The following is a 15,326-nucleotide window of genomic DNA, read 5'->3' as shown; positions in this document are numbered from 1 at the left end:
GCTATAAATTTTTTATTTTTTTTTAAGTTTTAATAAAACAAAGCTTGTGGATAACCTGTGGATAAAATAAAAGTTTTTTTATAAAAGAGGAATATTACTATGGAAACTGCAAAATGGGATTATCAAGACTACTGGAACGAAGTAATGACCCTCATGAATGAAGAAATCACCGAGCAGGAATCCCTACTTTGGTTCAAAAACCTTGATTATGACAGTTCACAGGAGAATCAGATTACCCTGTCAGTTCCATCTTCCTTTTATAAGGATCAGATTTCCCAGCGTTATCTCAAACGAATTGAAAAAAAACTGTTAGATATCATCGGAAACAAAATATCGATCAGCTTTACCATAAAAAAAGTCAATACAGATACTGAAACCAAAAAAGAAACCAATCAAAAGAAAAAAATAACTTATAAGAAACAAAAAGATCCCCATCATCCTCAGTTGAAAACAGCCTATACCTTCGATAATTTCGTCATTGGGGACAACAATTCCTTTGCGGCAAATGCATCAATGGCTATCGCAAAAAATCCGGGCAGTGCATACAATCCGTGCCTTATTTATGGCGGTGTCGGTCTGGGAAAAACACATCTTCTTCAATCGATCGGTAATTCTGCCTATTCTGTATTTCCAAACCTCAATATTCTGTATGTGACATCTGAAATGTTCATCAATGACTTTATTCTTTCAATAAAAGACAAAAAACAGCATATTTTTAAAAGTAAATACCGTTCGACCGATATTTTGCTTATCGACGACATTCACTTTCTTCAGAAAAAAACCGAAACGCAGGAAGAACTTTTTCATACATTTAACGCGTTGTATGACTCGAATAAACAAATGGTCTTTACCTGTGATCGTCCTGTCAGCGAACTAAAGGAATTGACCGACCGGCTTCGAAGCAGATTCGAACGCGGCCTTAATGTCGATCTTCAACCTCCTAATTTCGAGACAAGAATAGCAATTCTCAAAAAAAAGATCGAAGGTCTTTCCATCGATATACCAGATGATGTCATTGAACTTATATGTAAAAATGTAACAACGAATGTCCGTGATCTCGAGAAAGCCCTCACCAAACTTGTCGCGTATGCCGATCTGGTAAATAAAAATATTACGCTCGATATTGCTCAGAAACAGTTGAGTGATTTTTTTTCTAATCCCTCACATAAAAATATAACGATCGATATAATCAAAAGGGTCACTGCAAACTATTTTGGTCTTTCATATAACGACCTTCAGGGTAAAAAAAGAACAAAAGCTATCACTTTTCCCCGACAGGTTGCTATGTATATTTCTCGTGAAATAACTGAATATTCGACAACAGAAATCGGTCTTGAGTTCGGAGGAAGGGACCATACAACAGTCATGCATGCATGCCAAAAAATGGAAAACAGCATGAAAACGGATCCAACCCTCGAAACAACGATCAAGCACCTTATTCGATCAATAAAGGAATACCAGGTAAAGCATTAATAAGTTGTGGATAATCTGTTAATACATTGCCGGAAAAAATATATAGTGTGGATAGTGTGGAAAAAATCATAATAATTGAAACATGTTATCCAATAGATAACTACATGTAACACAAAAAAATCTTCCGTTTTTCCACAATATCAACAAACATACTATTACAACTTCTTGAATTTATATATATATATTGAAAGGGACAAACGATGAAGTTTAACTGTGAAAAAAACATCATATTAAAATCGATTGGTATTGCACAGGAAATTATTTCATCACGCAACGTATTATCGATATTGTCAAATGTTCTTCTCGAAACGGGTGAAAACAGTCTTTTCATAAAATCATCCGATTTGAAATTGAGTTTTGAAACAGTCATTCCTGTTGACGTTATTCAACATGGAAGTGTTACCGTATATTGTGAAAAATTTTTTGAAATTATTCGTTCTCTTCCCGATGGGGAAGTCGAATTCGAACTCGGAGAAAAAAATATTTTTTTTATAAAACCTGTGTTTAAGAAAATTACGTTCAATCTAAAAAGTATTGCTGCAGAAAAATATCCTGAAATTCCCGAGATCGGTCACGATGAATATTTCGAATTTGCCCAGAAAGATTTTATTACGATGATTGCGAACACGATTTTCGCGATCTCGGATGATGAGACGCGTTATTTTATGAATGGTGTGAATTGTGAGAAAATCGATAACCGTTTAATTATGGTCGCATCAGACGGGAGAAGGCTCTCGTATGTTTTTCGAAATATCGATGGTAATTTTAATGATATTAAAAGTACGATTATACCGCCAAAAATATTGACGATACTTAAAAAACTGCTACCGGGAGAGGGAAATATTTATATTGCGATTACGGATAAAAATGTCTTTGTAAAATTCGGCAGCTATAAGTTCTGTTCGAATCTTATTGATGGTAAATTTCCTAATTATAACAAGGTAATTCCGGAAAAACAGATAAATGCCGTTACGGTAAGCAGGGATGACCTTGAGAATGCCGTAAAACGTGTTTCTCTAATGGTTGAACAGAAGTCGAGAAGATTATATCTTCATGTAAAAGGGGATGTAATGATTGTCAGTTCCGATGAAGCGGAGATTGGAATGGCACAGGAAGAAATATCATGCGAGAGTAATGATGAAAAGGAAGTAACGATTGTATTGAATTATATGTATCTTCTTGAACCGTTGAGAGAGATGGGAGAAGAAAAAGTAAGCATTGAGTATACGGACCCTGAAAAAACGATTACGATCAAGGCGATTCCTGACAATAATATACTTCATATTATCATGCCGATGCAAAAAAAATAATGGGCTTTATCTATGTTCAATTCTATAACTTCAGAAATCTGAAGAATGAAAAAATTCCGACGGAGGCGGAGAAAGTATTTCTTATCGGTGAAAACGGTCAGGGAAAAACTAATTTTCTTGAAGCCCTTTATTGTCTTTGTTTCGGCGTTTCTTTCAGAACGAAAAAAAATCAGTATATGATAAAAAATGAAACGGATGCATGTTCGCTAAAAGCGCGCATTGTGTATGATACATGCGAAAAAGATGTGGATGTTCGTCTCTTTCGACGAAAGGACAAAGAAATCCGTGTGGACGGCAGCCGGATTATCGATAGAAAAGAAATGGTACATATGATTCCATGTATCATATTTGCACATGACGATATGACGTTTATTCAGGGACCTCCCGAACGAAAACGGTTTTTTATCAATCAAACAATAAGTCTTATAAAGACGGATTTCATTGAACAGCTTCGCGAATATAGTAAAATTATCAAAAACAGAAACTGCTGTCTCAAAAAAAAACAGTTTGATCTGGTTTCTGTATATGACGAGAAGCTTGCCATCTGCGGACTCGGGATACAGACGATACGGAAAAAGGTAATAGAAGAGTTTAACGGGACATTTTCGTCATTGTTCGGATTGATATCGGGAATGAATGTTCCGGCATCGATTGTCTACAAGCCCTCATGGAAGGAACAGGGAACGAAGGAGAATATACTTGATTTATTAAGAAAGAATAGAAAAAAGGAAGCGGAGTACGGTATGACAATATCGGGACCGCATCGAGATCAGCTTTATTTTGAAATAGGAAACCGTGATGTTGTTTCCGTTGCTTCAACAGGCCAGATCAGATTGCTTTCGTTGATTCTCAGGACCGCGCAATCATGGTACTGTTATAAAAAAACAGGGAAAAAACCAGTCCTTCTCATTGATGACGTGCTTCTCGAGCTTGATTTACAGAAAAGATCGAGGTTTTATGATAATCTGAGGGATTTTGAACAGATTTTCTTTACGTTTTTACCCGATGAAAGCTTTATTAAAAGGAGCGGGACGAATATAATCAAGTATTTTATTCATGATGGAGCGATAAGTCAATGGAACGGGCAGGCGACATATTAAAAAAATATCTCGGCGGAATACTCTCAAAAGAAAAAAAAGAAGAGGGGAAACGGTACAGCCGTTTTTTTTCAGAGTGGGAAAAGATTATCGGTGAAAAACTTTATGGTCATACCGTTATTGTCGATATTGTACATCACTCACTCCTTCTCGAAGTCGATCATCCCGGATGGCTTCAACTGCTGAGATTGAAAGAAAATAGTATTCTCAAAAAAATAAGAAAGTACTATCCAGAGCTAAACATTTATTCTATTAAAATACGGGTAACCGGAAATTCTCTTTATAAGCCAAAAACAGAAAGCGTTTCCGGCGTAAATACAAAAATGTCCGTTGAACCCGATACGATTACATCCCCGTCCCAAATTGAAGATAATAAGGTGTTGCTTGAAAAAATCGGTGATCAAAGGCTTCGTTCTGTACTCGAAAAGCTATCTATGAGTATTGAAAAAAGGGGTGATGAGGAGTTGACAAAAGGGTGATATTTGAATAATCTATAGCAGGATTTATGATATCCGTACTCTTTGTGAGTTATTTTTGACTAAATCATCTATTTATAATATAGATAGTTATTATAATACTGATGAAGTGAAAAGAACTAAGCATGAAATAACCGTTCTTTTGTAAAATAGCATATATACTCATTGATCCTTTTACAGAATGGTTTCATGCATTGAAGGAGATAGCATATGAAACGGACATTTCAACCCAGCAGGGTGAAAAGAAAAAGAAGACTGGGTTTCCGGGCAAAAATGCAGACAAAAAGCGGAAGACTTATACTCAAGAGAAGACGAAGAAAGGGCAGAAAAAAGCTCAGTGTCTCGGAGGAAAAAAAACCGTACTAGAATAATTCGTCTTTGCAAAAGCAGAGAAATAAAAGGGCTATTTAGAAAATCGAGAAAAATTACATGGAATGGATTTGCACTTATTTACAAAGAAAATGGTCTGGATTGTAACAGAATTGTTGTGATTGCAAAAAAGGGATTCACACGAGCGGTCGATCGGAACAAGCAAAGAAGACGGGTTAAAGAAATATACAGATATTTTGACGCTGCACTTATGAAAGGATATGATATCGGTATTATTATACCTCCGGGACGATTTTGTTACAAAGATGTATATGAGATTGTACGACAGCTTTTTTTCGATGCCAGTCTGATACTGTGATAGAGAGGATTTTTCTATGAAGCGCATTCTTGTTTTTCTTATTACTCTATATCAGTATGGAATTTCTCCTTATTTTCCTTCTCAGTGCAGATTTTACCCTTCATGTTCCGAATATGCCAAACAGGCAATTTCGCGGTATGGTTCGATAAAGGGAATGTTTTTGTTTATTAAACGAATTTTCAAATGCCATCCCTTTCATCCAGGTGGTTATGATCCGGTGCCGTAATAAAGATAAGGATGGAGTAATGTAATGGATAGAAATACGATATTGGCGATTATTATCTCCGTGGGTATTTTCACTGTTTTTATGGTGATAAATTATACCTTTTTTCAACCTACCCCCCCTCCCGTGACAGGAGAAGAGAAAAGAGAGGAAACGGTTGGTGAGGATATAAGCAAAGAAAAATCGACGGGCATAACAATCGTTCCCGTTGAAGATGAAAAGCTTTTTGAAGAGAAAAAAACAGTCTCGACAAATGAGGTCGATGTCACTTTTCGCACACGAGGAGGGCTTGTCACTTCGATACAGCTTAAAAAATATAAAGACACCGACGGTTCACCCATCGAAATGATCGTATCGGGTGAGACAAACGAGTATCCTTTTGAAATGCGGTTTGGAGATTATTCGACAAAAAGCGATCTTTTTCATTTCAAACACAGCAGAGAAGAAAACGTATCCGAGTTTTCCCGCGATTACAGGATTATTGAAAAAACGGAAGAAGGCGAAAATGAAAGTATTATCACACTGATAAAATCGTTTTCGTTTAGTGAAGATTATTTACTCGAGTACCGGGTTTCGATTATCGAAAAAGACGGCGGAAATATTCCTCTTAAATTCAAGCAGATGCTTTTTTCCGATAATAAAGACGATAAGAGAGAACCGAAAGAACTTCTTTACACATTTTCGTTCGGTCCCCAGATAGGACCTCCTCTCGATAAGCCGATCGATGAAAAGATTGATAAAAGACGGTATATCTATTTCAAGGGGTATAAGGGCGGAAGAAAAGATTTCACCGGAGAGGTGAAAAGCAAGAAAAAAGTATTGATAAAGGATTCTCCCGACTGGGTCGCCATCGAAGGCAAGTATTTTGTCGTTATAGCCCGTCCGCCTCTGGACAAATTCGAAAAGGAGCAGATTGGATTCGATATTACTCCGATGGAAGGGCTTATCGATCATTCCGAGATTTTTTTCAACAGGAGCTATGAACGGCTTCCGAGAATTGACGATACTTACAAGTTTTACATCGGTCCAAATATAAAGGATATCCTGAAAACCCATACCGATTACGGATTCGACAAGGTAATATCTGAAAACATATTTCTCGACTGGCTGTCCGAATTACTCAAACTCCTTCTCACTTTTCTCCACGGTCTTGTGCAAAACTGGGGTGTAGCGATCATTTTGATGACAATCATCATAAAGATTCTTTTCTTTCCCCTCACACAGAAGGGATTTAAATCGACGACGAAAATGCAGGCCTTGAATCCGAAAATCGAGGAACTCAAGACGAAATACAAAGATAATCCGCAGAAATTGAACGCTGAAATGGCCACACTCTACAAAAAAGAAGGAATCAATCCCCTTATGGGATGTCTTCCCATGTTGATACAGTTACCGATTTTTTTTGCGTTATATGGATTATTGGGGAATTATTTCGATCTCCGCGGGGCCGTTTTCATTCCCGGATGGATCACGGACCTTTCTTCACCTGAAAGTATTTTCAGATTACCGTTCACGATACCGTTTCTCGGCTGGGCGGACGTGAGGGCGCTTCCTTTGATCATGGTTGGAACCTTTTTATTTCAACAAAAAGTATCACAGACACCGACATCGACGACAAACCAGATGAAGATTTTCATGTATGCGATGCCCGTCATTTTCTTTTTCTTTTTGTATGAACAGTCTTCGGGACTTGTTCTTTACTGGACGGTACAGAATATCCTTTCAATATTTCAACAGATGTATATCAACTATGTTCAAAAGAAGAAAGGCGGAAAGGGACTTATTACATCACTCAAGGAGGAACTGGTAAAAAAGAATATTATCAAAAAGAAGAAGTAGCATAAAAAGCGCTTACACTTATTAAAAAAGATATGCATTTCCGGTTATTATACATGTATTGTGATATTATAGGAAGGTATGTTAATAAGGGATAAGCGATATAATTATATTGAGGAGTTGTGGAAATATGATAAGGGAATTTGAAGGAAAAACAGAAGAGGAAGCAATACAACTGGCATGTTCGCAATTGGGAATCACACCCGATCAGATAAATATCGAGGAAGTTGAAGAGGTAAAGGCCTCATTTATCTTTGGAAAGTCGAAAGTCAAGATAAGGGTTCATTGTGATGATGAACATGATGAAATCAAAAAACATGATACCGATGATGATGGAGAGTATGTTTCCGATATTGTCGGGTTTTTATCGACATTATTGCAAAAAATGAATATGAATGGAGACGTTCATATTCTTTCCAGGGATAGAGGCCGCCTGTTGCTCGATATCAGAAGCAAGTTTTCGGGGATACTGATTGGTAAAAAAGGTAAAACGCTCGATTCACTTCAATTGCTGGTCAATGTATATGCGGGGAAAATAGGAAAGACAAAGGCGCTGAAGGTCATTGTTGATACTGAAGATTACAGGGCACGTCGGGAAAGAAGCCTCATTTCATATGCCCAGAAAATAGCTCATCAAGTGCGAAGAACACATTCATCGATGCTTCTTGATGCTATGAATCCTTTTGAACGAAGACTCGTTCATACGACGCTGGGTAAACTCGACGATGTCGAGACGGTAAGTGAAGGTGACGGTATGTATAAAAAAATACGTATCCGATACAAAGGAAACAGGTAATCGAAAATTTTTTTTTAAAGCTTAACATGAAGACTTTCGATTTAAAAATATGAGGAGTAAAAACAATGAAAATGAAAAACCTTATTTTATTCGTGATTTTTACAGTGTGTTTAGCCTCATTATTGGTTGGATGTGTCAGTATGGGAAGTAATTCGTTGCAGGGAAAACAAAGCGACTGGATAGTGACGTGGGGGGCTGCACAGCAGTTGACGGAACCGAATAATCTGCCGCCGCCGCCCGGACTGAAATACAGTACCCTTCGTCAGGTCATCCATGTGTCGACCGGCGGATCGCGCTTGCGTTTCAAATTTTCGAATCTGTTCAGTATCGATCCCGTTGTCATTGAGGCCGTTCACGTCGCGGTATCGAAAGGCGGAAGCTCGATCGATTCCCAAAGCGACACGGCACTCACCTTTCAGGGCGCATCTTCGATTACTATCCCCCCAAGGGGAGAAATCTATTCCGATCCATTTGATTTTAATGTGAAACCGCTCTCGGAACTCGCGGTGAGTATCTATTTTTTCGAACTCAACAACAGGGCAATAACGGGACACCCCGGTTCCCGTACCACATCCTACATTATAAGCGGGGATGCAGTTTCGGATCCGGAAATGTCCGGTGCGACCCGTGTCGAACACTGGTATATCCTTGCGGGACTCGAGGCGGCTTCTCCTCCGGGAAGGGCGACGCTTGTCATTGTCGGGGATTCGATTACCGACGGCAGAGGTTCGACAACGAATAAAAACAACAGATGGCCCGACCAGCTTGCCCGGCGGATGCAGGCGGACGAAAAAACTGCCGATATCGGTATTTATAATGCCGGAATCGGCGGGAACGCGGTTTTACGGGGCGGATTGGGACCTTCTCTTTTGACACGTGTTCAGCGGGACGTCATTGATCAGCAGGGTGTTAAATGGCTGATTGTCATGGAAGGTGTTAATGATATCGGCGGGGTAAGCGGAAAAGCGGCCGCCGATAATGTCGCAAAGCAATTGATTGAGGCGTATGAATCTATCATTACAATGGCACACAAAGCTTCGATTAATGTCTATGGGGCGACGATCACGCCATTCGGGGGGTCTTTTTATGACAGCCCCGAACGCGAACAGGCAAGACAAACGGTAAACGAATGGATACGAACCGGCAAAAAGTTCGATGCCGTCATCGACATGGACCAGGCGGTAAGGGATCCGAAGAACCCTTCCCGGTTGCTCAAGAAAGCTGACAGCGGCGATCATCTTCATCTGAGTCCGGAAGGCTATCGCTTGATGGCCGATGCGGTTGATCTTTCTCTTTTCCAGAATTAAATATAGACCGGGGAAGGGACAATGAAACTACTCGTGACGGGCGGGGCCGGATATATCGGAAGTCATGTGGTTCTCGCCTGTCTTGAAAAAGGCCACGAAATCACCGTTTATGACAATCTTTCAAGCGGGTGCAGGGAAAATCTGTTCAGGGAATGCGTTTTTGTCGAAGCCGATATTCTCGATACCGATACCCTCAACGATGTGATGGCCCGCGGCTTTGACGGGATCATCCATCTTGCGGCTTTCAAGGCCGCGGGTGAATCGATGATCGTGCCCGGGAAATATGCGACAAACAATATTAACGGAACGGTCAATATCCTAAACACAGCATATGCAAATGGAATTCGAACTGTCGTTTTTTCTTCATCCGCTGCGGTGTACGGTGAACCGCAATACCTCCCGATCGATGAAAAACACGCGACTGAACCCGGAAATTTTTACGGTTTTACAAAATTGGTGATCGAGGGATTACTTTCGTGGTATGACCGGCTCAAGACGATAAGGTATGCGTCGCTTCGATATTTTAACGCGGCCGGGTACGATCCGAAGGGCCGAATTCACGGACTCGAAAAAAATCCCGCAAATTTATTACCTATAATTATGGAAGTGGCGGTCGGGAAACGCAATATTCTCGAGATTTTTGGTGATGATTACGACACGCCGGACGGAACATGTATCCGCGATTATATTCACGTGACAGATCTCGCGGACGCCCATGTAAAGGCGATTGATTACATCGCAGGAAACGATGAAAGTCTGATCGTGAATCTGGGAAGCGGTATGGGGATATCGGTAATGGAAATGTACGAGACGGCCGAGAAGGTAACCGGTAAAAATATTCCTTCAAAGATAACAGGCAGAAGGCCCGGCGATCCTGCAGTTCTTTTCGCTTCTTCCGATTATGCGGGGAGTCTTCTTGGATGGAAAACGTCCTTGAGTGACATCAAAACACTCATCGAAAGCACCTGGAACGTCTATCAATCGGTATTTGAGAAAAAATAACAAGAAATGACCGCCCTCAAATATTGACATGAAAAAGTCCATATATTACCATTCGTAAGATCTTAATAAAGGAGGAATAATTATATGGATTTTATACCTCTTGTCTGGCTTATCGCCGGTCTCCTCCTTCTTGGTGCGGAAATGTTTATTCCGGGATTTGTGATTTTTTTCTTCGGCGCCGGCGCCCTTCTTGTTTCCCTCCTTACCTGGCTGATACCGGGACTTAAAGAGAATTTATTACTTCAATTTATCATATGGCTTGTTTCCTCCGGACTCACCCTCGGTTTTTTCAGAAAATTTTTCAGCAAGATTTTCCGCGGCAAGGAACAGCGGGATACGGGAGAGGATGAGTTTGTCTGTAAACAGGCGACGGTTATTGAACCGATTGAAAACAACAAGGCCGGGAGGGTTTCTTTCGAGGGAACTTCCTGGAAAGCGATCGCCTATGATGAAAATATCAGGGTCGGTGACACGGTTGAAATACTCAAAAAAGACAATCTCACCCTGATTGTGACCAGAGTGGGCGGAAACGGGGAACCGGAAAAATTACCATATAAGGAGGAGTAACAATGGGAGGAATAGTGGGGATTATCCTCGGTGTGCTGGCCGTGATTCTTTTATTCAAGATGATAAAAATTATCCCGGAACAGGAAGCCTATATCATCGAGCGATTCGGGAAATACCAGAAAACGATTTATGCGGGATTTCACCTCATCGTTCCCGTTATTCAACGGGCAGCCTACCGGCATATTCTGAAAGAAGAGGTTATCGACGTTCCGCCGCAGACCTGTATAACCAAGGATAACGTTCAGGTGGAAGTCGACGGTATCCTTTATCTGCGCGTGGTCGATCCTTCAAAGGCGAGTTACGGCATCGAAAATTACCGGTTCGCGACCGCGCAACTTGCGCAGACGACGATGAGAAGCGAGATGGGCAAGATCGATCTTGACAAGAGTTTTTCCGAAAGGGACAAGCTGAACGCTTCGATTGTACGGGCGGTCGATGAGGCTTCCGATCCGTGGGGGATCAAGGTAACACGGTATGAAATAAGGGACATCACCCCGTCAAAGACGGTTCAGGACGCCATGGAAAAACAGGTGCGGGCGGAACGTGAAAAACGTGCCGAAATCCTCAAGAGTGAGGGTGAAAAGGTCGCCCGGATCAACAAGTCGATCGGTGAGAAAGAAGAAGCGGTAAACATGAGTAAGGGGGAACGGCAGCGGAAAATGAGTGAGGCTGAGGGACGCTCGAAGGCGATCGAGTTGATCGCGATGGCAACGGCGAAGGGGATCAAACAGATTGCCGCCGCAATACAGCAGCCCCGCGGTAAATCGGCGGTCTCGCTTCGCATCGCGGAGCAGTTTATCGCCGAGTTCGGAACGATTCTGTCCCGGGCCGATACGTCGGTGTTGCCGTCGGATATCGCCAATCTCAAGGGGATGCTCCGGTCGCTTGTCGCCGGCACGGGAAAAGAAAGCGATGTGCTGAAAGAAATCGTGAAAGAAAGACCGGGAAAGGAGAAAATCGTATGATAGGAGAAATCATGCAATATATCTGGATAGCGGTGGGAATCGGTCTTGGCCTCGGTGCTTTTTCAATTCTTGCGAGGAGTATCAGAATTGTTCCGGCACAAACGGCGATGGTCGTGGAACGGCTCGGCAAGTACGTGAAAACGATCGGTGCGGGATTTCACTTTCTTGTTCCGCTCATCGACCGGGTCCGCTACAAACACAGCCTCAAGGAACGGGCGATCGATGTTCCGATCCAGCCCTGTATTACCAAAGACAATATCCGGGTCGAGGTCGACGGGATTCTCTATCTCAAGGTCGTTGATCCGAAGAAAGCAAGCTATGGAATAAACAAGTTTCTTTACGCAACACGGCTTATGGCCCAGACAACGATGAGAAGCGTGATCGGCAGAATGGATATGGACAAGACTTTTGAAGAAAGGGATCAGATCAACGCGCATGTTGTCAAGGCGGTCGACGAGGCATCCGATCCCTGGGGTGTGAAGGTGACGCGGTATGAGATCAAAAACATCACCGTGCCGCGGGATATCCTTACGGTCATGGAAGTCCAGATGGAAGCCGAGCGCGTGAGGAGGGCGGTGATAGCAACGAGCGAGGGTGAAATGCAGTCGCGGATCAACTATTCACTCGGTGTTATGGAAGAGGCGATCCAGAAGAGTGAAGGAGAAAAACAGAGGCTTATCAACGAGGCCGAAGGCAAGGCGAACGAAATCGAGGCCCTGGCCCACGCCACCGCGATCGGCATTACCAGTATCGCCGAAGCCATTCGTGAAAAGGGGGGCGACGAGGCGGTCGCGCTGCGGATCGCGGAAGAGTATATCGGACAGCTTCGGAAACTCGCAAAAGAGAAGACGCAGATCATTCTTCCCCTCGACCTCGGGAATATGGGGGCCTTTATCGACAGTTTCAGGAACCTACTCCAGAAGGATTAGCGGGTTTTCGTTTCTACAATATCGAAGTCCTGATAATTGACGTTGAAATAATGATGCTTCTTCAACCTCTGGAATAAATTGAAAAGTGCCACATCAATCCCCCTTGACTTTCATCTTTTTTTTCTGTAGATTCTCATTTTCCCTTCCTGAAAGTCAAAGAAGGAAAAAGCATGATTCCTCATCGATGCAAAGGGTGATGTACGGCTTGTAAACCGGCGGTATCCCGGTTTTTTTGAAGCATCGACGGCACATTGTTTCCGGAGGAATCAAGGAGAGAGTGACAGTATGCATGATAAAAACATCAGAAATATCGCAATTATTGCCCATGTCGATCATGGAAAGACCACCCTTGTCGATCAGATGTTCCGCCAAAGCGGGATGTTTCGCGATAATCAGGCCGTCGCGGAACGGATGATGGACTCAATGGATTTGGAGCGCGAACGCGGGATTACGATATCGAGTAAAAACGGGTCGTTTACCTATAAAGACGTTCGTATAAATATCGTCGATACGCCCGGCCATGCCGATTTCGGCGGACAGGTGGAGCGTGTCCTCAGGATGGTTGACGGGGTGTTGCTCCTTGTCGACGCGGCTGAAGGACCCATGCCGCAGACGTATTATGTCCTGCGAAAGGCATTGGCGTTACATCTTTCCGTCATTGTCGTCATCAACAAAATCGACAAACCCGCATCCCGGCCGGCCTGGGTCTGCGATCAGGTACTCGAACTGTTACTGAAACTCGATCCATCCGGAAATAGTCTCGATTTTCCGTTTATCTATGCTTCGGCACGTGACGGGTATGCGGGAGAGGGGCCTGAGGAAAAAAACGGTACCATTGTCCCCCTTTTCGAAGCGATACTCCGTTATATCCCGGAACCGCCGGGAGATCCCGATGCCCCGTTACAGATGCTCGTGAGTTCGCTTTCCTATTCGTCGTTTCTTGGAAGACTCGCTATCGGCAGGATTTCGTCGGGGAGTCTTTCCGTTAACCGTGAAGTGGCAAGCTGCCGCGGGGAGTCGGTCTCACTCAATGCCCGTATCACGAAGATATATAGTTTCGAGGGGGCGAAAATGAAAGAAATCGAACGCGCGGCTGCCGGTGATATCGTGGCCCTCTCGGGACTGGAAGCGGTAACGATCGGTGAGACCATTACCGATCCGGACAAGCCGCTTCCCCTCCCCTTTGTCGAACTCGATCCGCCCACCATGTCCGTGAATTTTATCCCGAACGATTCCCCCTTTGCAGGACGAAGCGGTAAATACGTTACCGGCCGGCATGTCAGGGAACGGCTTTACCGGGAAACACTGAACGATGTGGCCCTTCGGGTGGAACCGATGATAGAGGGTATCGGCTACAAGGTATCGGGACGGGGAGAGCTTCACATTTCGATTCTCATTGAAAAAATGCGGCGTGAAGGGTACGAGTTTCAGGTCACCCGGCCTGAGGTGATCTATAAAAAGGAAAAGGGAGAACTCCTCGAACCTTATGAAGAACTCTATATCGATGTCGATGAACAATACCATGGCGGTATTATCGGCAGGCTTGGTGTAAGAAAAGGCCGGCTTTTCGATATGCAGCATACCGACGGCATGGTACGGCTGATATATAAAATTCCGACGCGCGGGCTTTTGGGCTTCCGTACCGAGTTTCTCACCGAATCAAGGGGGACCGGAACGATGAATTACATGTTTTGCGGGTATGATAGATATGCCGGTGAGATCAGGAACAGGAAAAACGGCGTATTGATATGTATGGAGGAGTGTACCTCTTCCTCCTATGCACTTTTCAACCTCCAGGAACGGAGACGGCTTTTCCTTGGGCCACAAGTCAACCTTTATGAGGGGCAGATTATCGGCGAGCATTCCCGCGAGAACGATCTGGTGGTGAACCCGGGACGCGGCAAGAAACTCACCAATATACGCGCCGCGGGAAGCGATGAAAATATCGTCCTTACTCCTCCGGTCGCGATGAGTCTCGAGGACAGCATTGCCTATATCAATGACGACGAGCTCGTGGAAGTGACGCCCGAGGCGATAAGGCTGCGAAAGATCATCCTCAGGGAATCCGAACGAAAAGCCGCCAGGAACGGGACACGGCGTGCGGCGGAGGATGCGGAAGAGGCCGGCAGACGGGAACGGGAGACGATAAAAAAGGCCGTGTAAAAAAGGAGAAATGATAATGATCGTCGCATTTATAACAGATAACCTCAGGGCGGTACTGATCGCGGCAATTATAGTGACAAGAATCATCGACATTCTCTGCACTTATATCGTCTCACCGCGGCTGCTGCTCGAAACAAACCCGGTCGTCAGAAAATTCAGGTGGCCGTCCGGTATTTTGACCCTGCTGCTCGCGGTAATACCGCTTTTCAGCGTCGAGCCGGGAATCGTGATACTCGCCGTGTCCCTTATTTCGAGTTCCCGGAATATACGAAAGATCTGGATGATGAGAACCATCGGTGAGGAAAGGTACCTGAAGATGATTGTCGAATGCGTGAAAGCGAACGGGATCGCGCGCATATCCCTGTTCGAATTCTTTTCAGCGCTTTTCTGGGTATTCCTTGCGCTTTTTCGTAACCGTCAATTTCAACCCGTCAGGATTTTTCTTCGGTAATCAGCTTCGGATCGATACGATGAGGAAGGAGATTTCTTAGCTG

At 43.4% G+C, this 15,326-nt stretch carries 16 protein-coding genes; all 16 read left to right on the top strand.

What is annotated here, in order from left to right:
• Positions 1-99 precede the first annotated feature (99 nt).
• The 16 genes from dnaA (at position 100) to JW881_06690 (ending at position 15,283) form a co-directional block, all read left to right on the top strand.
• On the top strand, positions 100-1,473 hold the full coding sequence (gene dnaA, locus JW881_06765) for a chromosomal replication initiator protein DnaA (protein MBN1697196.1): 1,374 nt from the start codon (positions 100-102) through the stop codon (positions 1,471-1,473).
• Positions 1,474-1,673: 200 nt separating this feature from the next.
• Positions 1,674-2,783: a DNA polymerase III subunit beta gene (gene dnaN, locus JW881_06760; protein ID MBN1697195.1), complete on the top strand. Its 1,110-nt coding sequence runs from the start codon at positions 1,674-1,676 to the stop codon at positions 2,781-2,783.
• Positions 2,783-3,883, top strand: coding sequence for a DNA replication/repair protein RecF (locus JW881_06755; GenBank protein ID MBN1697194.1), 1,101 nt, complete (start codon positions 2,783-2,785; stop codon positions 3,881-3,883). Before dnaN ends, JW881_06755 begins: the two co-directional genes overlap by 1 nt.
• Positions 3,859-4,359: a DUF721 domain-containing protein gene (locus JW881_06750; protein ID MBN1697193.1), complete on the top strand. Its 501-nt coding sequence runs from the start codon at positions 3,859-3,861 to the stop codon at positions 4,357-4,359. Before JW881_06755 ends, JW881_06750 begins: the two co-directional genes overlap by 25 nt.
• Before the next feature lie 207 nt (positions 4,360-4,566).
• Entirely contained in the window at positions 4,567-4,722 is a 156-nt protein-coding gene (gene rpmH, locus JW881_06745) for a 50S ribosomal protein L34 (protein MBN1697192.1), read from the top strand.
• Complete coding sequence (locus JW881_06740) at positions 4,694-5,044, top strand: ribonuclease P protein component (GenBank protein ID MBN1697191.1); 351 nt, start codon at positions 4,694-4,696, stop codon at positions 5,042-5,044. Before rpmH ends, JW881_06740 begins: the two co-directional genes overlap by 29 nt.
• 16 nt (positions 5,045-5,060) lie before the next feature.
• A complete protein-coding gene (gene yidD / locus JW881_06735; protein MBN1697190.1) occupies positions 5,061-5,270 on the top strand; it encodes a membrane protein insertion efficiency factor YidD in 210 nt (69 codons plus the stop codon).
• A gap of 24 nt (positions 5,271-5,294) precedes the next feature.
• On the top strand, positions 5,295-7,106 hold the full coding sequence (gene yidC / locus JW881_06730) for a membrane protein insertase YidC (protein ID MBN1697189.1): 1,812 nt from the start codon (positions 5,295-5,297) through the stop codon (positions 7,104-7,106).
• Positions 7,107-7,233: 127 nt separating this feature from the next.
• Positions 7,234-7,899 (top strand): protein jag, encoded by a 666-nt coding sequence (locus JW881_06725; protein MBN1697188.1) that lies wholly within the window; start codon positions 7,234-7,236, stop codon positions 7,897-7,899.
• Positions 7,900-8,039: 140 nt separating this feature from the next.
• The gene (locus JW881_06720; GenBank protein ID MBN1697187.1) at positions 8,040-9,206 is read left to right on the top strand and encodes an SGNH/GDSL hydrolase family protein; all 1,167 of its coding nucleotides are present in this window, start codon (positions 8,040-8,042) and stop codon (positions 9,204-9,206) included.
• 21 nt (positions 9,207-9,227) lie between these two features.
• Positions 9,228-10,208, top strand: coding sequence for a UDP-glucose 4-epimerase GalE (gene galE / locus JW881_06715; protein MBN1697186.1), 981 nt, complete (start codon positions 9,228-9,230; stop codon positions 10,206-10,208).
• An 84-nt stretch (positions 10,209-10,292) separates the two neighbouring features.
• The gene (locus JW881_06710) at positions 10,293-10,775 is read left to right on the top strand and encodes an NfeD family protein (GenBank protein MBN1697185.1); all 483 of its coding nucleotides are present in this window, start codon (positions 10,293-10,295) and stop codon (positions 10,773-10,775) included.
• A 2-nt stretch (positions 10,776-10,777) separates the two neighbouring features.
• A complete protein-coding gene (locus JW881_06705) occupies positions 10,778-11,740 on the top strand; it encodes a paraslipin (protein MBN1697184.1) in 963 nt (320 codons plus the stop codon).
• Positions 11,741-11,751: 11 nt separating this feature from the next.
• The gene (locus JW881_06700) at positions 11,752-12,669 is read left to right on the top strand and encodes a paraslipin (protein ID MBN1697183.1); all 918 of its coding nucleotides are present in this window, start codon (positions 11,752-11,754) and stop codon (positions 12,667-12,669) included.
• Between the two features lie 285 nt (positions 12,670-12,954).
• The gene (gene typA, locus JW881_06695; protein ID MBN1697182.1) at positions 12,955-14,832 is read left to right on the top strand and encodes a translational GTPase TypA; all 1,878 of its coding nucleotides are present in this window, start codon (positions 12,955-12,957) and stop codon (positions 14,830-14,832) included.
• Between the two features lie 16 nt (positions 14,833-14,848).
• Positions 14,849-15,283, top strand: a complete 435-nt coding sequence (locus JW881_06690; GenBank protein ID MBN1697181.1) for a hypothetical protein — start codon at positions 14,849-14,851, stop codon at positions 15,281-15,283.
• The last annotated feature ends 43 nt before the right edge of the window (positions 15,284-15,326 follow it).

This window comes from Spirochaetales bacterium, from assembly GCA_016930085.1.
Classification (GTDB): Bacteria; Spirochaetota; Spirochaetia; order SZUA-6; family JAFGRV01; genus JAFGHO01.
Note: the sequence above shows the minus strand (reverse complement) of the source record. Positions and strands in the feature narration are given on the sequence as shown.